Source organism: Haloarcula onubensis (assembly GCF_031624605.1).
Taxonomy (GTDB): domain Archaea; phylum Halobacteriota; class Halobacteria; order Halobacteriales; family Haloarculaceae; genus Haloarcula; species Haloarcula onubensis.
In genome coordinates, this window is record NZ_JAMQOS010000006.1 from 214568 (window position 1) to 234028 (window position 19461).

Consider the following 19461-nt stretch of genomic DNA (forward strand, 5'->3'; position numbering starts at 1 on the left):
GGCATTATCCGATATAGCTGAATCCGAGAACCATCCACCGATGGCAATCGATAGAGATGGATTCCTGTCACTGCGTTCGCTCTCTTATCTCAGTGATCTGTTGGCCGGCGAACGAGACTTCGACCGCGATTCAGTCTCATACAAGCAATTATCTCGAGAGGTTGATGCTGCGCTTGCAGATTTTGCTCGACTTGCAGTTGTCAAACACCTCGACCTTCTCCAACTCTGGTCAGCGGGCTGGAACGCGGAATCGTTGAAAACGCCCCCCGAGGATATGAATAGCAACCAGTTTCGAGACTACCTCGCTGCCATTGGATTGGGACGTACTCTTCGAATGTACGATGATGCGCTCCATACTGAGTTCGAAGACGAGTTTGACGACCGATTGCAGAAACTGATCGAGTTTGCCAACGAAGAACTGGACGATGAGGAGATATCTAAGTAAGAGGCTTACAATTGACTCGCTGGTCCGTATTCCTCAGACAACGCAGTTTTGAGATTGAAGTCATCCCCTTCTGAGATTTCCTCGATGACATCATACACGAACTGGAGAGCCTGTACCTCAGCATCCAGATGAGCGAGCTCCTCCTCTCGGCGCTGGATTTTCGAGAGAAGATGAGATTTGAATCTCACCTCGGAGTCCCTGGATACGGGTTCAGACTGTCCAATGTCACTTCGCTGTGGCAGGCGTCCATCTGGACGCGGGATTTGACCGGCCTCTAATTCTAACTCAACTCGCCTGACGTGCTTGCAGGGGCTCGGAGTAGACGGGTTTTCTCCATCGGGACAGTTGCACTGTCTGTTTAGAAGGTCTACCTCGTATCGCGCGCCTGATTCGGACTGGACCTCATAGAGGCCACCCTGGCGAAGCAGTGCTACGTCCATATTTTCTTCACGAGCCCGCCGATCGCGGTCATCAACTATCGGCCCCTGTTCGTCTTCTTGGATTGAGGGTGAGTTTGTGACTGCCATGTGGAGAGGGATGGAAGAACGAGTGTGACCGTTCGCTCCTCCACGCTCTTCAGAGGGATAAAATTCAGAGCTGGCGATATCGACAACAGCAGCAACGGTAACACTATTATTAACGTTAGAAACGCTGGGTAGGCCAATACGTTATGAGATTAGAAACGTTAGAAACGAAGCCTAACACCGAACCCGGGACTGCATGTTGACTGCCCAATACTTGGGTTCTGAGGCTACTCGGGCTCGGCGAGCAACTTCTCGCGAGCAGCGTTGATATTCGACCGAACTGCATCTTCGGTCACATCTCGGATTTCGGCCCACTGGGCGACAGTGAACCGCTCTGCTTCCTCGACGACGACCCAGTCGACAGCCTCGTGAAGCGAGAGTTCCCCGGCGATCAGTTCCGTGACTCGTTCGAGGAAGTCCTGGTCGTCCCAAGCGAGGTCGACTTCTTCGAACCGATGGTTCTCAGGGTCGTACGAGGCGACCATCTGGATGGCACCGTTCTGTTCGAGTTCTGCTCGAACGTGAGCAGGCAGGGAATCCAGTGCAGTCTCCGGCAACGGGTAGGCTGGGACATCGTGGAGCGAGGCAACGTCGAAGGGTGTGAGACTGCGGTGTGACTCGTCTCCGAATTTCATTAGGTAGCTCGTTTCCGCGGTAAGCTGTGTCCGTCCCTCGAGTAGTAGATCTGCGAGTTCGGGATACTCACTACGATCAACCGAGCCTGTTTTGAAGATTGTGACGAAGTCGCGACCACTGCCAGTTCCGGGTTGAGCTGCCATCGAAATCCTCCGTTGTATGACTCAGATTCGTCGGGGACGAATATCAGTCTGCCTGCAGTCTCAGTCTTCAGTCTCTGGCTCTGTTTCCAACTCACGTAGCACCGCTGCTCGCGCTGCGAGCATTCTGAGAACCCAACGTCGTCCTTCATGCTGATTCTCGTAGGCCACGTACTGCTGGACGGTTAGGATATCGTGCATACAGACGATTCCTCCTCGTATCAGCCTTTGCTGGTTGGTCTCCAGAAGTCTCTCTGGAGGCAACGCTTCTGCGATTCGCGTAGGTGCCAGCTGTCTCATTGGCCTCTCTCGTGTAGGTTGTGACACCAACTGGTCCCGAAATGATCTCCTCCGGCACAGGTTACCCCACGAATTGCACTCTGCTCACCACGTGGGGTAACTTCGGTAGCGCGTAGTAAGAGAAGGAGCAACGGCCTCATACAGGCTATTCTCCTTCACCGGCTGTAGTGGACGAGCCGAAAAGCGGCTGAATGGCCGCTAGACGTCCGTCTAGCGTACGCTGATCACAGCTTGTCGCTGCGAAAAGAGCCGCATGATTACTCTCGCTGATGTCATTATTGCTCTCAATTGGTCTCTCATCCACGAAGTCTCGGCAGCGAGGCATATCGATACGGCTTGACCGATACGGTGCGAGTTCGATTCCGTGATCCGAGAGGGTTGATTCCACCGGGGTTCCGTCGACGGCGAGTCCACCGCTATCGAACACCGTCTGTCTGGAGACTGTTCGCTTCAGTGTGGATTGCCTGTCCGCTTGAACCGCTTCATTCTGAGTTTCTTGTTCCGTTGCCATGGCTTCGTGGAGAAGCCAGATTCTGTCCGGCCCCTCCACTCTGTTCGGGTCGATAAACCAGCGCTGATACGGCCCTATCTTTCCATTTGAGCCCAGATTCGGTTAGAGCTCTTGAAAAGTATAGGCACCACCACGGGGACCATCACCTTGGATGAACGGTCCTTCGAGATGGACCTCCAGCGCGTCAGGCCGTCCGCCGTTGAAGCAGCCTGTAACCGAGAACGGAGCCAGCCATGGACCTCTTCCAGCACTGTTCTCATTCGTGCGGCAAGCATCGTTGGCGACGGGTTCGAGATAAATCTCGCCCACCCGGCCGTTCATCAAGACATGCGTCAGACCAAACGTATCGCACTCCCACTCGAGATGGACATTGCCTTCAACGATGAATCGATCACCAGCTACTGATACTGCTAATGTATCGTCTTCCAACAGATGGTAATCAAAAACCCACTGTGTCCCCATGTGAACAGTCACGTCCGTCAACTGGAGATTTCCCTCAGGATCGTCTATCCAGGGATGATCATTAGTTAGAGGACTATCGACGGGTCCATTGACGAATTCATTCCCGAGAGTTGTTTCAGCTGACTCAGAGGCGTCGGGGCTCTCTATCTCGGATCGAGGTTCCCTATAATCTCTTGAGCTGGATGTCTCGTCTCTTCCAACCTCTTGACCTGACGAAACACTCGTCTCTTGTTCAGGGGATGCATCATCCCCAGTTTGATTGAGGAAGCCGAGGCAGCCGGAGAGGGCCGTAAGTACCGTAACTGTGCCAGCTGAGAGAACTTGACGCCGGCGCCAGCTATCTTCCTCGTAAAAGGAGAGCGGACGGGAATCATCATCTTGAGGCCGGGTATCGAGGTCTGGCATAGCGACAATCGAAGGAAGGGACGTTGGCAAACAGGAAATAGACACAGTTGTTGCGGAATACGCAACTATGCGCTCATCTGATAGTGCACGATAGTTACCCCACGAGCCGATACAGTCCTGCAAATTGTGGGGTAACTCAGAATCTGCCAAATCAAAACTAAGCCTCACGTCTGCTCCAAGCTGTGGAGTTCCGGAGTATCCTAGTCAGAAAAGTCCGGACTCACGAACCGCCGTGCTCGATACGGGATATCAAGTCCCTTGGTTACTGGTAGAAAGATAGAGTTCTGATCGGCGGCGACGACAGCTGCAAGCAGTTCGTGCTTGCAGAGGACTCTCCAAGGTTGATCGTGCTTGTATGGACACGAACAGACAAGGCCATCCGACCAGGGGATGAACGGATACCGTCCCCCAGTCGTATACTCTCCCACGAGCAGTGGTGCCGGGAGTTCAATTCCGAACTTGCTCGGAGGTGCTGCCGCAGAGCTCTCACTACAGGATAGATCTGCTTCTCGAATGACGTACTTCGCTGGGAGACGGTGAGATTGAGCATACTTGGAAGGTGTTTGGTCGTCATCTCCGAGGACGACCATCCCAACGAGCGTGTTCTGCCTGGTAAGGGCCTCAGCGTTTGGCTGGGGTCCAGCACTACTCCCAAAAAGCGTCCCGTACGACGATTCTTTCAGAACTTGGTACAGATTGAGCCAGGGAATCAGCTTCCTGTACCAGTTCGCACGGCGCTTGCGTTCAGAGTGAAGTGCTTCGTCGGGATCCGTAGCTGACTGCCACTGCCGCAAGCGGTGAGCGAGAAACGCAGGTGCCTCACTGAGAGCTCGATCGTCCTCGAAGAAATCGTAGTATCGCTCTTCTTCGTTGAACGTCCGACGGCACGTCTCTTCAGCGTATTTCAGACCGTCCGGTTTCGCCTTTCCTGACTGTTTCCAGGGATCTATATTCTCAGGACCGCCCTTCCAAGAGTTGTACTTCTCCAGTAATTGATCGCGGCGGATGGGGCCGCCAGCCATGAAATCGAGCCGAATACGGTGTTCGACTGGTTCAATTGCCGGAGGATCGCTCTCGACATCGTAGTCGTGTAGAGCGTCGGTTCCACCCATGGACCCTGGTGGGAGTCGAAGGGGCGGTAGCGTCGACGACGCGGCGTAGATGTGTCTTCGTTGCATTCGTCTCACGGGCTGAACTGGACTCCGCCCTGTACCCCATTCGGGCGGATAAACCGGGGTTAGCGTAGAGTTTAGAAACCGACGAGAAGACTGGCGAATTGATCGAGTCGGTCGTCTAGCTGATCCCCATTGTAGATTGTCGCTTCCCGTTCGTAGTATGTGGCGAGCTCTGAGGCATCAGCCGATAGATTCCCTGCCTGAGTGTCAGTAGCGATTGTGAGAGAACAGATTGGGGCTGGGGATGCTCGGATCCGTTCGATGACATCGTCGACGCTACTGGGCTCTCCGTCGGTGACGGCCACGATAAGCGGTTCATCGCGAATGTTTTCGACGAGCTGACTTGCCAGTTGGAGCGCGTCTGCCAACGGCGTACCCCCACCACAGTCCGTGTCGAGTAGGGTTGCCTGGATGTGTCGCGTCTCGACTGAGAACGGCTTCACGAGCCGGGCATGGCTGTCGATGAAATCGACTATCGCGACATCGATCCCCAATCCTTCGGCGGCGACAGCAAACCGCGCCATCGCCTTCATTGCGACCTCGATCTTCAGAGGCTCGCCGTTCCGCATCGAGCCAGACCGGTCGAGAACCAACACCAGTGCGTATCGTTTCTCGCGCCCCGGCGTGTCGACCTTGCAGACCCGGGGATCACCGATCAGAAGCCGATGTCCCGCAGTAGTATCGTATCTGCCGGCGGTCAAGCCTCGCCGGACACCACGCTGTCGGTCGAGACGAAGCTGTTTCTCGAGCGTGCCAGCAACCTGAGCAGCGCCGTCTTCGATGTCAGCCCACACGCCTGGTGGTGCGAGGTTGTCAGCGATTGGGACGATCTCCAGTTCGTCGAGCTGTCCTGGTCCTCCTGCGTTGCCGCCGGCTGTTTGGTCGTCTGAACCATCTCGGGATAGCCGGTGGGCGAGCTCTTCCAGCTCCCGCTCTAGGGTGTCGGTGTCAATACCCTCTCGATCTGCTTCGTCGTGAGCTGCCGCTCGATCCGCTTCGAGTGCCCCTTCGTAGGTGTCTGCCTCGTCATCAGAATCTCGATCGAGTACCTCAGCATGCGCTGGGCCGGGATCGGCTATGGAGTCTAGCTGGTCGTCGGGTATGGGATTCGTGATCAGTGGCTCCCGTCGGTCATGACCCTGCTCTAAGTCCTCGTGAGAGTTGGTTGTCTCTCCCGCTTCGTGGTCGGTATTAGCAGCCTCGACCGCGTCGAAGTCTCCAATAGTCGACTGACGTGCATCAATAGAATCGTCATCCCTCTTCTCCTCCAGTGGGGTCTCTCCACTCTGCGGTAAATCGAGGTGTGTCCTAGGCTGGTCAATAGAGCGAGCAAGTGCCCGGGCTCTAGAGTCGGAAGACTTCGGGGTCTGCGACGGCTGGTCTTGATCACTGTCGGTCGAACCTGATGCCTCGTCGGAATTGGGGGCTGATGTGCCAGCGTCCAAGGACTCAGAGGTCTGTGGGGAAGGTGTCGCTTCGAGATTCTTGTCGAACGAATCCGGAGTGATCGAGGGCTGGCTGAGAACGTCTTGGAATGGGTCGTCGGTCGCGCTCCGTTCGAGTTGCGGGTGCTCATCGTGAACTCCGCCAGCCCCCTCGTCGATTGGCTGTTCTGGATCAGAGTTAGAATCTGCTGCTCCGGGAGAGCCAGAGTCCGATGAGGGGTTGGAGTCAACATCAGAGTCCCCAGACTCGTCCTGATATGGCGACTGTGTTGATGCTTCAGAGCGCACTTCCAGGAGCGGGAGGATCGCCGTCTGCCACGTCTCGACAACTAACTGAGCTCGCCGCACTGATGCCGTCTTGTCGTGGCTGTGGGTGACGTCGTCGGATTCTGTGCCCCGGATTGCGAGGGCATCCCGTACTAACGTCTGGAGTGCCTCCTGAACAGCGTCGAATCCCGAGGCATCCGCCTCCGACGCGAAGAGTATGTGCTGGTCATCTTCGTCGAGGAGAACCTCTGTGATACCCGTTGGATAGATTGCCCACTCGTAGAGGGCGCTCGTCACGGCATCCCAGAAGGAGAATAGGACTTGCTCACCGTCAGAGATATCATCAGGAACCTGTGAGTGGATTCTGCGGGTGAGTTCGAGGCGTATCTCGGCGTTGTCGCTGAAGTTTGCTCCCTCAATCGCTTCCTGTTCGATAGCTCCGTCCTCGATGATATTGATGAGGTCGTGTACCTGCTGGCGATGGTTGGGCTCGATCTCGGATTCGAGAAGTTCTGCGATGGGACCGATAGCCGTCTTGAGAATATGAAGCAGTTCGTGAAAGGCGAGACCGAACTGGTGAGCGTGGTCAGCTGTCAGCTGATCGTTCACGGGGATTCTGTCTATCGGTGCTGGGTCTGTCGTTACTAATATGAGGAACTCAGCGTCGACGCTTTCGACCAATTGTGCGGCCTGCTGCCGTTCAAGCTCGGTCGCATCACTTCTCACGAGCGCATCGGCTTCTGCTGGGAGGACCGCCGCGGTCTTGACGGTTGGCGTAAGAACGACTTCTACGTCGATGCCTGAAGGCAGGTGTCCACAAACGAATGCATGGAGTCGCTCCGTTCGTCCAGGTGACATCCGCACCTGAGCAGCCATCTCAGGGGCGAATTTCTCTGCTATAGACTCAGCGGATGTAGTGGTATTGAACATGGTGTTACACGAGAAGTGCGTAGCCCCTCACTCAATTTCGGGAGATAAATTCCTCCGGAGAATGTGACTCTCACCACACTAAGTGACACGGTCTGTCAGATATGTGTTAAAAAGGCCCGTGCAAGATACAGGGCGCGTATCTCGCAGACTCCGTCAAGCACGGCCGCTTCACTGGTTCCAAGAAAGGGCCTCTCCAGTCACTGCTCAACTTCAAATATAGCCAATAAAAAGCACTTCACTTCTGGTAGAGACCCGCAGAGCTTTACCCCGGGTAGGATCAGGTTTCAGCGGCCCCCAATAATGAGAGCAAAGCCCTCTCCGAGATCCTACAGGAGATCGTTCTTGCTGTCCCGCAACCCGTCTGCAAATGGCTCTTCATCGTCCTGTGATCGGTCTACGCCGCTTTTATTCTCCTTGTCATCCGTGATAACAGGGAGTTCCTCAGCGGCATCTGCAATCGCCTGTTCATTCTTTTTCCGATTTGCTTCGGACTTTTCTGCGATCTCTTTGCGTCGTTTTTTACGTTCCTCGTCAGATAACCTCTGCCCCGTTTCCTCGGAAGACTCCACTCTATCGATAGGTTCAGCTATTGCTCGCATCTCATCTATTTCCGTGAGTAAAACCTCCAAGACATCGCCTGGTTCTCCGTCGGAGAGATGAATCCCATCACCACTTGAAAACAGACCTTGGAACTTGGGTTTGGTCGGGTATGCAATCGGTGTTCCAGAGTTACTGATCCGATCTATCTCCACCTCGATAATCCTCGTATCCAGTGGTTCAGGAACTTCCAACCCGCGAATTCTCATAACTAACTGTTTGTTCTCCGAAATATAATTCTTAGGGGAATAGTATACCGTTTGATATGATCCAAAAAAGCGTGATTAGCAACTACCATTAGAATTTATAGAGTGTTGGACCGGACTGCGCGAGTGGGCTGTAGAACACGAAACCACCAGTAGCGAGGGCATCGACGACGGTTGTAACGTATTCTGGACACGTCCATCCGGGTTGCGAATCGGGGGAGGACATATGTTGCAGTCCCGACGCTGTGATGGTATGTGTTGGCGAAATGCCTGTTTGTATTTGTCGGACCCCGATGCTGCATCCACCCTCTATATCTTGCACGACATCCTGAGACAATATCAATAAGACAATACTTGTTCCATCAGGTTAGGCAAGAGGTTCAAAAACAATCATAGATAGTCGTTCAGCGTTTCGTAGGTGTCCTCCGGATATTGATTCGGCTCGGCGACCGCCCATACCTCGTTCTTGACCGCCGCCTTCGGTGAAGCACCGTCCTCAATGTGCTCACAGAGAATCGTCAGATTCCGAGTCGAGAGAGTCGGCCAGTTCTCGTTCTGCCGGGTCTGATGAGCGAACTGAACAATCTTCCTGAGCGTCCCACGGTCCACGACTTCGTGACTGGCATTCACCTGCGCGTCCAGCGTGGCGACCTCTTCGTCGACGTCTTGGATGTAGGGTTGTTCCAGCGCTCGGAACCGGCCACGAGTGGCCGAGTTCATCGGCTCAGAATCTCGGTACTCCCGCGTCGGTGGGTTCATCGTAATCACGATTCGCGCTGACGGATGGGGTTCGACCAGTTCGCCGTGGGCCTTCACGAGGAGTTTCCCCTCATTGAGCAGACGATGGAGCGACATCGCCGCCCCGGCTCGCATCACCGGGAACTCGTTGAGCACCAGCACCGATCCGTTCAGCAGCGCTTGCTTTGCGGGACCGTTACGAGGCGCAATCAACCCATCTTCAGTGGGAGTGAGTGGTCCGAAGAGGTCCTCCGTATGGGTTGCCTCGTCACAGTCTACCGAGACGTAGCCGCGATTCGTCCGGTGACACAGGTACTTGATCAGGTAGTTCTTCCCAGAGCCTCGCGGGCCAACAATCCGAACTGGAACCAGCCCACGAGCGAGTTTCTTCGCAAGCAGTTCGTCGAGCGGGATTTGAAGCCGTGGTTCGGTCGGAACTGCTGGCGGGACGACGTCGCCCGCTTCGTCGACGGGTAGTGCGTCATCGCCGGCGTCTGGATGTGTCGCTGCCTTCGGTACGTCGGGGTGGTCAGGGTTATCGAGGATGTGGAGACCCGTTGGGACAGGGTCCTGCGCATTCCGCCCGATATCGGACACGTACTGTGCGTCGACAGCATCAGGTGACAAGCCATCCGTGCGGTAGCGTGGTTCCCCCACGGGTTCATCGGCAGTCGTGATGTCGAGGACTCGAGCGACACCGTGCCTCCCCATTTCATCGAGTCGACGGGAGTACCGAGCGTCGGCAGCTCGCGAAAGCCACACACCCACCGGAACGTGCCGGGGAGCGGCCTGAATAATCGCCTCTGCTCGGCTCTCTGTTAGCGTGCCAGTCAGATTCGCAAGCTCAGCGACTTCGGCGTCGACTAGTTCGGTAAATGTTCTGTAGCCTGCATCTCTGAGTGCAGTCGCAATACTCTCCGTGACGACATCGAGAACTTCGAAATCGTCACCCCCAGACGTGCTAGCGGGACCACCGAACGCTTCCGTAATCACGGGCGGTTCTGATCCCTGTGGAGAAACGCCGACAATTGTCGTGCTCCCGCCAGACCCCCGGTCGAGCGTGAACATCCCATCCGCTGCCCCAGCATCGATAAGGTCAGCGGCCTCTTGCTCACCGATATCGGCGTAATCGCAGACTCGAAGCGTAACGCGTTCGACCGGGATCGTCCCGCCTTCGCGCTTGAGGAGGCGATGCACCAGGTGCGAAAGCACGACGAGCGGTTCTGGCGGGTCGATTGTCGGGTCGGGTTCTGATGAAGACATAGTACGTATGCGAGACCCGTTAGGAGCCCCGTCGCCCGCTTTCGGGCTGATAAATGCCCAGCCCTCAGGACGAGCCTTCGATGTCGTCGAGGCGGTGCTGAACCCGATCGTGGAGTCGCTGAGCGGCCCCGTCGGTGAGATTCGCTTCCGTATCTACCTCGATGCCGGGAATATCGACGACGTCTTCGAGCGCGTCGCTGAGCGTCTGCTGAGTAGCTGGCAGAACACGTTCCTCGGGCTCGTCGGTTTTCCGGTCGTGTTCCTTCATCGCCAGTTGAATCATCATCGCCGGTTTTCGAAGCAGTTCACCAGCGATCTCAAGGTACTCCTGGTGGGTATTCGATGCCCAGGAGCCCTCGTATTCGTCGAGGAGTGCGATCAACAGAGAGAGCTGGAGGTTGTAAACGGTTGGTCGGGATGATGGAGATGCCAGCGTCGTGGCCCGGTCCGCAGCGGCCTCAGCATATCTGTTGGCGACGCCCCAGTAGCGGTAGCAACCGGCCGCATCGAACGGAAGCTCGCCGAAGTCGTAGGCGATGGCCCGCGTTCTGCGAATCGCCAGATCGACCTTCACCAGGCGATCAGCGATATCGTCGTAGATTGCTTTCCACCACTCGTTGATCGGAACTCTGTCGTTCGCCCGTTCGTGGTCGGCGTCGGTGGCCCGACCGTAGTGCCGACGAGTGTAGCGCTTGCCTGTGTCAGGGACGATAGTCCCGGTCTCGGGGAAGTAGAGGATGGGTTTCGCCCACAGCATCTGTGTCCCCCGGAAATCGTAGCCAGTCTCGAATCCACCGTAGACGACGAGATCTGACTCGTTTGGCCCAGAGACGGTGGTGATACCGTCAGCATCCTCCTCTATCTCGGGGTCTTCTCTTGCCGTGACAGTGTGCTCGAGGCCGGGACAGACGACGAACATCTTGAGGAGACCGCCCCAGTCCCGGTAGCTTGCCCAGCCGAATGCCTCAGTCTCACCGCGCTGCTGGAGTGCTCCCACGATTGGGAAGTACGCCTCTTGTGGATTGATGATGGAGTACCGATCAGAGGCGATCTGCCAGCGGAACTTTACATCGAACCCGAGTGCGCAGAGCGCTTTGCGTCGTTCGTCGACGATATCCTGGTGATCGCGAACACGAACCAACGGGTCTGACGACGCGTTCGTGGCTATTTCTGAGAGTGACTGGCCAGTTGCAGTCTCTAGTGTATCGATATCCAGCCCATCGACGTTGCGAAGAGCTTCGATGTCAATGGTCCCGTCGACACCGACGAACTCGTTTGTGGCCCAGAGTCCACCCGAACTCGCTTGGGGGAGGACGCTGAGAACGTCTTTCAGCGACTGTGGATCCGGATCCAGACACCTCGTTTCCGGTGAAACAGCGTCTGGATACACTGCGTCGTCTGCCGGTGTCAACCCTGCAAACGCGTGCGTTGCTTCCTGATCCAGAAGATCGAGGATCGACGTGGATGTGACTGCTGATTGGTGGTTATCCTCCCCTGAACGGGACTTCGACGTGGAGTGTTCTCGCTCGCGGTTCGCTTCTGACTGTGTATGTGTGAACATTGCGAATCAGATGGGAAACAGTCGAGGCTAGCCATAGTGGACACTCGACGAGTCTTCCCCTCAACCCATTGATGAGGGTAAAATGGGGCGGCGCTGTCTCATACAGCACTACCCCTAAGCGGATGCCGATGAATCTCCTCTCGGGCCTGTTTGCTCTTCATCATCGCTGGCATGCGTGTCATTTAGCGCAACTCAGATTGAGCTGAGATAGCGCAGATTGGCAAGCTGACGAAAGCTATATTCTTGTAGGTCCAAAATTTTGACACAGATAGAACGGTGCTGACAGACATCCCTTCGATTGAGGAACTGGCTGAGATTACTGGCCAGACAGAAGAGCAGCTCCGGAAAGATCGGGAAGCATCTACCCGGATGGTTCGGTCGAGTTCTGAGGACCCTCGGCACCATGCAAACGAATAGGTTCTTTTCTAATGAGCGGCTCTGGATCTGCAGAGAAAACAAAGCGAGTGCGTGGGAACTTGACTCCGAGGCGGTTCACAAACACTATCGACCGGCTCTGTTGAAATCCTAAGAGATGTACAGGATTGGGGAGTAGTTTGACCGAATGCAGGCTCTCCCGAAATCGCAGTATTCCGGTTCGCAGAGCTCATCAACCGAACGCTTATTCCCTCGCTTTACCTACTCAAAGTATGGCAAGTGCAACGAATGATGAGTCTCCCGAAGAAGGCGTGGAGTTTATTCACGAGGACGATGGGCAAATCACCGCTCGTGACCTCGAAACTGGCGTCGCTTCGTTCGGAGAGACCAAAACGGAGGCACTCCGCATGCTTGCGGAGGCCCTTGAGTTGCACGAGGGTGGCGGAGAACCAGTCACTGACGCCGATCTTGAAGAGTGGGGGATTGAAGACGTTGAGCTCGGGGATAAGGAGCTTCCTGAGTTTATGCAGTAGATGGTCCGGACGAACTTCTCCGGCCGTGAAATCGCATCTGTTCTAATTGACCACGGGTTCGTCCGGACAGGCCGAGTTGGCAGTCATCTAAAACTCCGCTACGAATCGCCTGACACAGATGAAGTCCGTATCGTGACGGTGCCAATGAAATCAGCAGATGATATCCCAACTGGGACACTCCAGTCAATTGCCAATCAGTGTGGAGCAAGCGACTTTCACTCGTGGTGTCGGTGGATTAATCAGAATCTGTAGCTCTCAGTCCGCAGTTCGACCTAACGACTGTTTCAGAGAGACAGACGTCGAAATGGTAGGATTTCAACAGAGCCATACATAGAAGGTCGCTCCTTCCCTTATTCAGTGTATATCTCGATTATTACCGCTCACAAGCATCTCTTGATCGTCATCGTAGGGTGGGATGTGCTCTTCACCACCGAACCAGCGAATGAGAGTTGGCCGAAGACTTCGAATTCTCTCCTCGGTCGATTCACCAACGTGATCGACGGTTCTGAGCGTAGTGGCGTAGCAGGCCCACGCCGCGAACTCTCCCATCGTCTCGAACTCCTCAGCGATGGCCCGCTTGGCAGCAGCGGACGTCAGTCGGCCATGTGTCGAAAGCCACTGCTCCGGCAGTGATTCGGCAGCAGGATCACGGTTCCCCAGTCGGATTTCCTGAAGTCGATGCAGGTTTCCCCTGATTTTTCCCTTCTTCCAGAGGACTTCGTCGTATCGTCGGACCAGGGCAAGTTCATCAGCGTAAGTGATCGAATCCAAGTCGATCGTTTTGATGGCGACGTTGTCCGGTTGGGGTGCGGTGTTCTCGGGATAATCCCTGTGGAGGTACTGTTCCCGAAAGCTCGACTCTCGGAGATCCTGCAGACGAATCGACCACTCCTCACCGCTCAGTTCGCGTCTGACAAAGTTCTCTGCGAACAGGTGATAGTCATCAATTGCGACTTCAACCCCGAAAGCGGAAGCAAGCAGGGCAATAGCGAGTTGGCAAGCGCGTTCTGGTGACGCGTCCGGCCCCCAATCGAACCCGCCCGGCGACACGGTATGCACCATCAGGTGTTTGTCAAGGAGATCGTCGCCGGCGTAGACGAGACAGCCCCCAAGTGTGCGTTCTCCGCGATACCGCCGCGCTCGGTACTTTGACTGTGAGTAGCTCGTTTTCATAGTACGTGGAAAACTGTCTGGGAGTAGTTACGTCTCGATACGGGGAGCCAGCATCCGGGTCATCGACCCTGCATCATCGTCAAGTTCGTACGAGAGCATGATTGGGAACCCGCTCCCGAAGTCGACCGTGACGCTAGCCCCCTTCGGAATGGTTCGGACGAGCTTCTTCATGTAGTCGAGGCTGAACAGCGACGAGGCTTCAGCGAACGTAGCCTGGTCGAGTTCCTCCGCATCAAGCTGGAAGTCGACAGCGTCAGTATCGCCTTCTGCTTCGATTGTGAGAACCTCATCGTCGGCGTCCATCCGGAAGCCGACGTGGTCAGCAACGAGGTCTGCGGCTTTGACCCCTTGCTGGAGAACGTCGCGGTTGAGCGTAGCGCTCGCTGGTAGTTTCAGCTCAGGGAGCGTCGGCTCTGCTCTGATGGTCGCTGGATCGAGACAAGCCATTCGGAACTCGATGCCGTCGACGAAGACAACCAGCTTGCGTGTCTCTCTATCGAGACTGAACTGGACCAGATCGTCTTTCTTTGCGAGGTTCACGGGATCAGCGAAGCGGTCCAGGTCAAGACCGAGGACACCTGGAGTAGCATCGTACGACTCGAATGCTGAGGCATTCAGAGTGAGATCGTCCATTGCGACGTTGGCGGGATCGACTGCACGGACGCGAATTCCAGATTCGTCGATCTTGAATCGGGCTTCGTCGACGTTCGCCCGAAGTGCCTTGAGGATAGCTTTTAGAGGACTTGCCTGGATGGTTGCTCGGAACGTCGACGGTGGCTCTGAAGCAATCTCATCCGTTGCTTCCTCCCCATCAGTATCGACATCTGCTTTTGGTTCTGCCTCTGTCTCAGATTCGAGGACTCGGGCTTGTTCCAGCCAATCGACAGCCTGTTCCACGCTGACGTTTGCAAACTCCGCGATTGTCTCGGAGTCAGCGGCTTCGAGAGCCTCGATCGTTTTGATTCCCTGTTCGCGCAGACGGGTCGCTTGTTCCGTGTCGAGACCAGAGATGTCGACGAAATCTGGTAGTTGTTCGGAGGGCTCCGCGACAGTCTCTGGCTGTGCGGACGCATCTGAACGGCTGTTCTCAGTCTGTTCTTCGTCAGAACGGTCTGTGGATGTTTCTATACTCATAGGGTTCTATGGCACGATAGAGCGAAAGCACGAGTCCGACGGGCAATCGTTGAGTCAACTCGCCTTCCCCTCATTCTCTTGAGAGAAGATAAATCTCGACTCGGGAATGCTAGCCGAGGTATAGCACAGGACGCAGCAAAACTAGCAATCAGGTATTACTGGCTTCAGACAGTAGTCGCGTTGAGCTACAGAATCCGTGTTTCACTTACGAGACACCGTACTGCTCTTTGAGGGCAGTAAATTCTGATTCACTCGGGAGGACCACCGGGAGGTCGTCAGCAACCTCGAACTCTCCGTGAAGGGGTCGGTACATCGCGGCCACCGCTGTCTCCAGATCGTACCACGTTGCCGTTTCTGTGAGGCTGCCTTGGTCGATATCCAACTTCTCGATCAGCAGCATCGAGTAACTGACGCGTCGCGAGCCGCTATCGAGGACGAGGGTGTGGCACACGACCTCCGAGGGCGTGAGGTCTTCATCCGGAGCGTACCAGAACGCGGGTTCACCAGCAAGGAAGAACTGTAGACCGTACTCCTGGAATCGTGCGAGTCCAGTCACCCGCCACTCCGCGGCCGACTCTAGTGCGGTCGTATCCTCGGACATCTGGACGCGAACGAGGGCTCGCTTCGGGTCGCACCACTCGACAGTCGCACTCGGAGCGAGTTTTCGAGCCCGCGAGCGATGTTCATGGGTAACGACTTCTCGTGCGAACGTTAGCAGTGGTAAGAGGTCTTCAACCAACCCATATTCGGGCCCAAATGGCGACAGCATCGCTCGATGCTTGAGCGGCGACAACGCGTTGTAGACGCCCTGCCGGGTGATGTCAAGTCGATCTGCGATCTCAGTCACTCGACGTGGTTCACCCAGAAACCAGCACACTCGCAGCGTAGCTGGCGAAAGGATCTCAGTCCAATCGACGTGGCCAAGCTTCGAACGGAGATTTCGATACGACTCAACGACTGGATGGTTCGTCACTCGGACGAGACGTCGGTTCTTCGAACCACGAGTTTCGGTGAGCAAGCCGTCCTCGAGCAACTCATCGAGGACGTCGTAGATATGGTCCTGAGAATACTCGGTTTCAGTCGCGAGTTCGTCTGGCGTTGACTCACGGCCAGCGCTAAGCGCGTCTAGCAGCGCAAGGCCGGCCTTCGTCAGCATCTCTATAAATAATATATTCAATTCGTCTAAATATGTTTCTGGATTTTTGTTTACATACTTCCTGTGTCACGTCTATCCCGCTGCCGACGAGTTCGTGCTACATCGAAACCGGTGGAAGCCAATCACAGGATGGACAGAAAGCTTCGTATACAGCCAGAGTTTCGTCGAACTCCCAACTTCCGTCGTCATGGAAGAGTACGCCTGCTCGAACGATAGCATGAACCGCCCCGTGACCACAGTTGGGGCATTCGTCACCTGGGGCCCATCCCGCCCGCTCGAAATCAATCGTCCACTCCGCGTTGGTGACCGGCTGCGACGACCGTTCACCGCAAGAAGTCATCCGTGTACCTCCATTCCTGAGTCCGCTAGGTGTTTGAGCATCGATTGGAGTTTCTTCCATTGCTCACGGAGCGTCATAGCGGAGACATTCGCGAGGTCAGCGAGACTCGTTTGGGTGACTTTCTCGTCAGCTTCCAGAGCAGCCTCATAGACGCAGGCAGCGGCAACGCCGGTTGGTCGACAGCCGTTCCCGAGACCGACTTCGGACGCTTCTCGAGCCAACTTCAGGGCGCGTTGGCGCACTTCTCGTGAGAGATCGAGGTCCGATGCGAATCGTGGGACATACTGAACGGGAGTCATCGGAATTGCCGGAAGATCGAGTTCGTTATTCAGCACGCTGTACGCGTTGCTGATCCGCTTTCTGGAGACAGTCGACACCCCTCCGACCTCCTCGATTGTCCGAGGGAGTCCCGAACATCGACAGGCTGCATACACGCCGGCAGCCGCCATAGCTTCGATCGAGCGACCACGGATGAGGTCCTCGTTCGCAGCAGTCCGATAGAGGGCGCACGCCTGCGTACAGATGCTCTCGGGAAGATCGAGCGCGCCGATGATACGCCGGATTTCCGAGAGCCCATGTGCAAGGTTCTGCTCTGCCTTCCCTTCGAACTGGGCTTGGCGGTCCCATCGCCGAAGCCGGTTCAGTTTCCGACGTTTTGCGGCTGGTAGCTGCTGCCCACGTGCATCACGGTACCAGCCAATCTCCGCAGAGATGCCCCAGTCGTGGCGGGCATTCGTCACTGGCCCACCAACGCGATGTCGCTCTTCGGGGTCGTATGGCGTCCATTCAGGACCGTAGTCGATACAGTCCTCGTCGACGACGAGCCCACACTCAGGACAGTACCTCTCAGTACCATCTCGTCTAAGCTTGACCTCAGAACACTCGGGGCACTGGTCGGTCGTAGAGAGTCGTTCGTGAGTCTCAACATCGTTCTTTTCAGGCTGTTCAGTGTGTTCCGTCGCGACGCTGGATGAATCTGTAGACATGGTTGATCGAAGGGAGGGCTCCGGGAGCGGACTACTCGAAGTCGGGGCCAGTCAGGTTGGATGGCAGTTTCGGGTCGAATTCGCGGTGGAATGCACGGAGAACTCGATTCTGCCAAGCTGCGTATTCGACAGGGGTTGAGGCTCCGAACCGTTTCACACCGAGATCGTATTTCCGAGCAAGCGCTTCGAGATCGACTGCCTCGATACTCGTAATCGCGTCTGTCGTGGGATCTGGAGCAGCAGCTGCTGGAAGGGGTCGTTCCACCCACGCATCGAAGCAGCCATCCACGGAGCTAATCACGAGGACACCGTCAGTTGCTCCGACGAACAGGCTGGTCGAGATCCGAGCGAGATTTCGGTACAGATCTGACGGAACGACCAGGAGTAGGTTCTCGGGATCCACCGAGGATGGATGAGCGTCTTCTCCAGACCGACCGTCAGTTCTCCATCGGTTCTCGGTGTCGAGCCAGCCTCCATGTCGTAACTTGTCGAGTGCGGCATCGAGGAACGTCTGGCTCCGGTACTGGATGTACCCAGCGACTGTCGCATAGAAGCTCATCGATCCTCCACAGAGAACTCTGGAGTGAGCGAATCCGAAGCACACGACCCGCGCCGATTCGTCGAAGATAAAATTCGGATTGAATGCTCAGTAGTGGACATCAGCGGGGACCACCCAGAACTCGTCCTCACCGTTGTGTTCGAGATGCTGTTCGACCGCGGGCCGAGACCGAAGACCGGCGCCGTGTCGGTCGTAGATCCACACGGAGGGGCCAGCGAACTGACCGAGCCGATAACAATCGAACCGAGTGAGATCGACATCGTCCATTACGGACTCAGAGTCGAGGGACTCGAGTTTCACTCGTAGTTTGTCGAGTGTCTCATGGAACCACGCTTCTTGTGCTTCGACAGCGTCTTCGAGAAATTGCCTTCCCGTCTCCGACTGTAGGGACAGGGCTGGCTCGAGGCCGCCGTAGCGGGGATGATCTCGATACCGAGCGGTCGATTCATCAAGCGTTTTGTAGTAGTCGAACGCCGTCGAAGCCCCGTCACCGATTCCAATCAAGCGGTCGAGTGCGTACCGAGCTGTACTAACCGCCTCCGAGCCATCGACTGCAGGGACGAGTACTCTTATTAGCATATGCATTTTCTATTCCTCACCCCTTTCAGGGTCGATAAATCAGACTCTTAGACCCTATTCCGAAGATTCAGGAGAGAGTGCGGTTGCGGAATAAAAGTCGTTCGACCTATCTTAGTTGAAGCTAAGATAGTTCAACCTAACCAAGAGTGCAAGTCACACACTCTCGGACAAGTCTTACAATATCAGGGCCCACAGCATCGTATGGACGGAACATGTCACACGCTCCGTCCACTCCCTTTGCATGACACCTGACGATGACGTTCTGGGTCGGTGTCCGGACTGCGCGACGAAAATAACACGGGCTTGGATGCTCATCGAGTACGAGAACACCGAGGGCCAGACAGGTGTGTGGGCTGAGTGCCCAGAGTGTGACGACGTCGTCGAACCCCAGTGAGTTATTCCGAAAAAGGGACTCCTTGGCAGGCATATCATCTCTGGATATACCCGCTCCTTCGTCTTGGATTTCTTCGAGCAGACGAGAGATGAGATTACACTCTTGTGCTCGGCAACCGCCTTACCGCAAGGGTCGACGCAATCCGAAGCTGTTCACGCTCCATTGGATGCAACTGTGGCGTAGTTTCAGTCATGTTATCACTTGTGTCTCCGGTACTGAAGCATCGTAACGTCGAAGACGTCATAGTGCCGGTCATACGTAAGGATGTGATCAATGTCCATCTCCGCTATCGACGTTAGGGTTCTGGGAGGGATCCTCAGCGAGAACGAACGGTTCATCGGTGCTGTCCCACTCGTCAACGAGATCGTCCTCCTCTCTGGCGTCTGTCTGTCCTGCTCTCGAAAGCGAGGAGTCAGCAAGCTCATCGAGGACGGTGAAGGCTGCATCATTCGGACCAGCCTGTTGCTGACGTTCGACCCACTCTAGTATCGCCTCGTGACCGGCTTCTTTGAGTGTCAGTCCATGTTCCTCTGCGAACTTTCGAAATCGCTCGTATTCCTCCTTGTTCAGCTCGATTTGAACGTGTTTCGTATCGTTGCTACTCATCCTGCTCCTCCGGTTGTTATG

20 protein-coding genes are annotated in these 19461 nt (G+C 55.7%); 4 read left to right on the forward strand and 16 right to left on the reverse strand.

What is annotated here, in order from left to right; all coding sequences use genetic code 11:
- Positions 1-40: 40 nt before the first annotated feature.
- Positions 41-445, forward strand: coding sequence for a hypothetical protein (locus tag NDI86_RS17605; protein ID WP_310901683.1), 405 nt, complete (start codon positions 41-43; stop codon positions 443-445).
- 5 nt (positions 446-450) lie between these two features.
- Here the strand turns inward: NDI86_RS17605 and NDI86_RS17610 are convergent, their stop codons facing one another.
- The 9 genes from NDI86_RS17610 to NDI86_RS17645 form a co-directional block, all read right to left on the reverse strand.
- Positions 451-972: a hypothetical protein gene (locus NDI86_RS17610; protein WP_310901684.1), complete on the reverse strand. Its 522-nt coding sequence runs from the start codon at positions 970-972 to the stop codon at positions 451-453.
- A gap of 224 nt (positions 973-1196) precedes the next feature.
- Positions 1197-1748 carry a hypothetical protein gene (locus NDI86_RS17615; RefSeq protein WP_310901685.1) on the reverse strand — a complete coding sequence of 184 codons (552 nt, stop codon included), beginning with the start codon at positions 1746-1748 and terminating at the stop codon, positions 1197-1199.
- Between the two features lie 60 nt (positions 1749-1808).
- A complete protein-coding gene (locus tag NDI86_RS22260; protein ID WP_470303454.1) occupies positions 1809-2045 on the reverse strand; it encodes a DUF8129 domain-containing protein in 237 nt (78 codons plus the stop codon).
- Between the two features lie 613 nt (positions 2046-2658).
- Entirely contained in the window at positions 2659-3423 is a 765-nt protein-coding gene (locus NDI86_RS17620; protein WP_310901686.1) for a hypothetical protein, read from the reverse strand.
- A 200-nt stretch (positions 3424-3623) separates the two neighbouring features.
- Positions 3624-4535 (reverse strand): hypothetical protein, encoded by a 912-nt coding sequence (locus tag NDI86_RS17625; protein ID WP_310901687.1) that lies wholly within the window; start codon positions 4533-4535, stop codon positions 3624-3626.
- A gap of 137 nt (positions 4536-4672) precedes the next feature.
- Positions 4673-7240, reverse strand: coding sequence for a VWA domain-containing protein (locus NDI86_RS17630; protein WP_310901688.1), 2568 nt, complete (start codon positions 7238-7240; stop codon positions 4673-4675).
- 326 nt (positions 7241-7566) lie between these two features.
- On the reverse strand, positions 7567-8046 hold the full coding sequence (locus NDI86_RS17635; RefSeq protein WP_310901689.1) for a hypothetical protein: 480 nt from the start codon (positions 8044-8046) through the stop codon (positions 7567-7569).
- Between the two features lie 387 nt (positions 8047-8433).
- Entirely contained in the window at positions 8434-10044 is a 1611-nt protein-coding gene (locus tag NDI86_RS17640) for an AAA family ATPase (RefSeq protein WP_310901690.1), read from the reverse strand.
- 64 nt (positions 10045-10108) lie between these two features.
- Entirely contained in the window at positions 10109-11605 is a 1497-nt protein-coding gene (locus NDI86_RS17645; protein WP_310901691.1) for a hypothetical protein, read from the reverse strand.
- Between the two features lie 647 nt (positions 11606-12252).
- Between NDI86_RS17645 and NDI86_RS17650 the strand changes: the two genes are divergently transcribed.
- Positions 12253-12513 (forward strand): type II toxin-antitoxin system HicB family antitoxin, encoded by a 261-nt coding sequence (locus NDI86_RS17650; RefSeq protein ID WP_121513016.1) that lies wholly within the window; start codon positions 12253-12255, stop codon positions 12511-12513.
- Entirely contained in the window at positions 12514-12765 is a 252-nt protein-coding gene (locus tag NDI86_RS17655) for a type II toxin-antitoxin system HicA family toxin (protein ID WP_310901692.1), read from the forward strand.
- A gap of 102 nt (positions 12766-12867) precedes the next feature.
- Here NDI86_RS17655 and NDI86_RS17660 read toward each other — a convergent pair whose 3' ends face one another.
- The 6 genes from NDI86_RS17660 to NDI86_RS22265 form a co-directional block, all read right to left on the reverse strand.
- Positions 12868-13686 carry a DUF6166 domain-containing protein gene (locus NDI86_RS17660; protein WP_310901693.1) on the reverse strand — a complete coding sequence of 273 codons (819 nt, stop codon included), beginning with the start codon at positions 13684-13686 and terminating at the stop codon, positions 12868-12870.
- A gap of 27 nt (positions 13687-13713) precedes the next feature.
- The gene (locus NDI86_RS17665; RefSeq protein ID WP_310901694.1) at positions 13714-14820 is read right to left on the reverse strand and encodes a DNA polymerase sliding clamp; all 1107 of its coding nucleotides are present in this window, start codon (positions 14818-14820) and stop codon (positions 13714-13716) included.
- Positions 14821-15025: 205 nt separating this feature from the next.
- Positions 15026-15976, reverse strand: a complete 951-nt coding sequence (locus NDI86_RS17670) for a MarR family transcriptional regulator (protein WP_310901695.1) — start codon at positions 15974-15976, stop codon at positions 15026-15028.
- 336 nt (positions 15977-16312) lie between these two features.
- On the reverse strand, positions 16313-17302 hold the full coding sequence (locus tag NDI86_RS17675) for a transcription initiation factor IIB (protein ID WP_310901696.1): 990 nt from the start codon (positions 17300-17302) through the stop codon (positions 16313-16315).
- A gap of 31 nt (positions 17303-17333) precedes the next feature.
- Entirely contained in the window at positions 17334-17861 is a 528-nt protein-coding gene (locus tag NDI86_RS17680; protein WP_310901697.1) for a hypothetical protein, read from the reverse strand.
- An 87-nt stretch (positions 17862-17948) separates the two neighbouring features.
- Positions 17949-18446 (reverse strand): DUF7995 family protein, encoded by a 498-nt coding sequence (locus NDI86_RS22265; protein WP_470303455.1) that lies wholly within the window; start codon positions 18444-18446, stop codon positions 17949-17951.
- A gap of 235 nt (positions 18447-18681) precedes the next feature.
- On the opposite strand from NDI86_RS22265, the gene NDI86_RS22270 reads away from it, so the two are divergent.
- Positions 18682-18834, forward strand: a complete 153-nt coding sequence (locus NDI86_RS22270; protein ID WP_470303456.1) for a DUF7837 family putative zinc-binding protein — start codon at positions 18682-18684, stop codon at positions 18832-18834.
- Between the two features lie 270 nt (positions 18835-19104).
- On the opposite strand, the gene NDI86_RS17690 is transcribed toward NDI86_RS22270, so the two are convergent.
- Positions 19105-19440: a hypothetical protein gene (locus NDI86_RS17690; RefSeq protein ID WP_310901699.1), complete on the reverse strand. Its 336-nt coding sequence runs from the start codon at positions 19438-19440 to the stop codon at positions 19105-19107.
- Positions 19441-19461: the final 21 nt, after the last annotated feature.

What these genes read in the sequence shown, in the direction of transcription:
- NDI86_RS17635 (WP_310901689.1), bottom strand. Translation starts at nt 8,046, where the DNA reads ATGAGAATTCGCGGGTTGGAAGTTCCTGAACCACTGGATACGAGGATT.
- NDI86_RS17650 (WP_121513016.1), top strand. Translation starts at nt 12,253, where the DNA reads ATGGCAAGTGCAACGAATGATGAGTCTCCCGAAGAAGGCGTGGAGTTT.
- NDI86_RS17625 (WP_310901687.1), bottom strand. Translation starts at nt 4,535, where the DNA reads ATGGGTGGAACCGACGCTCTACACGACTACGATGTCGAGAGCGATCCT.
- NDI86_RS17630 (WP_310901688.1), bottom strand. Translation starts at nt 7,240, where the DNA reads ATGTTCAATACCACTACATCCGCTGAGTCTATAGCAGAGAAATTCGCC.
- NDI86_RS17690 (WP_310901699.1), bottom strand. Translation starts at nt 19,440, where the DNA reads ATGAGTAGCAACGATACGAAACACGTTCAAATCGAGCTGAACAAGGAG.
- NDI86_RS22270 (WP_470303456.1), top strand. Translation starts at nt 18,682, where the DNA reads ATGACACCTGACGATGACGTTCTGGGTCGGTGTCCGGACTGCGCGACG.
- NDI86_RS17655 (WP_310901692.1), top strand. Translation starts at nt 12,514, where the DNA reads ATGGTCCGGACGAACTTCTCCGGCCGTGAAATCGCATCTGTTCTAATT.
- NDI86_RS17640 (WP_310901690.1), bottom strand. Translation starts at nt 10,044, where the DNA reads ATGTCTTCATCAGAACCCGACCCGACAATCGACCCGCCAGAACCGCTC.
- NDI86_RS17615 (WP_310901685.1), bottom strand. Translation starts at nt 1,748, where the DNA reads ATGGCAGCTCAACCCGGAACTGGCAGTGGTCGCGACTTCGTCACAATC.
- NDI86_RS17645 (WP_310901691.1), bottom strand. Translation starts at nt 11,605, where the DNA reads ATGTTCACACATACACAGTCAGAAGCGAACCGCGAGCGAGAACACTCC.
- NDI86_RS17680 (WP_310901697.1), bottom strand. Translation starts at nt 17,861, where the DNA reads ATGAGCTTCTATGCGACAGTCGCTGGGTACATCCAGTACCGGAGCCAG.
- NDI86_RS17620 (WP_310901686.1), bottom strand. Translation starts at nt 3,423, where the DNA reads ATGCCAGACCTCGATACCCGGCCTCAAGATGATGATTCCCGTCCGCTC.
- NDI86_RS17610 (WP_310901684.1), bottom strand. Translation starts at nt 972, where the DNA reads ATGGCAGTCACAAACTCACCCTCAATCCAAGAAGACGAACAGGGGCCG.
- NDI86_RS22260 (WP_470303454.1), bottom strand. Translation starts at nt 2,045, where the DNA reads ATGAGACAGCTGGCACCTACGCGAATCGCAGAAGCGTTGCCTCCAGAG.
- NDI86_RS17675 (WP_310901696.1), bottom strand. Translation starts at nt 17,302, where the DNA reads ATGTCTACAGATTCATCCAGCGTCGCGACGGAACACACTGAACAGCCT.
- NDI86_RS22265 (WP_470303455.1), bottom strand. Translation starts at nt 18,446, where the DNA reads ATGCATATGCTAATAAGAGTACTCGTCCCTGCAGTCGATGGCTCGGAG.
- NDI86_RS17605 (WP_310901683.1), top strand. Translation starts at nt 41, where the DNA reads ATGGCAATCGATAGAGATGGATTCCTGTCACTGCGTTCGCTCTCTTAT.
- NDI86_RS17660 (WP_310901693.1), bottom strand. Translation starts at nt 13,686, where the DNA reads ATGAAAACGAGCTACTCACAGTCAAAGTACCGAGCGCGGCGGTATCGC.
- NDI86_RS17670 (WP_310901695.1), bottom strand. Translation starts at nt 15,976, where the DNA reads ATGCTGACGAAGGCCGGCCTTGCGCTGCTAGACGCGCTTAGCGCTGGC.
- NDI86_RS17665 (WP_310901694.1), bottom strand. Translation starts at nt 14,820, where the DNA reads ATGAGTATAGAAACATCCACAGACCGTTCTGACGAAGAACAGACTGAG.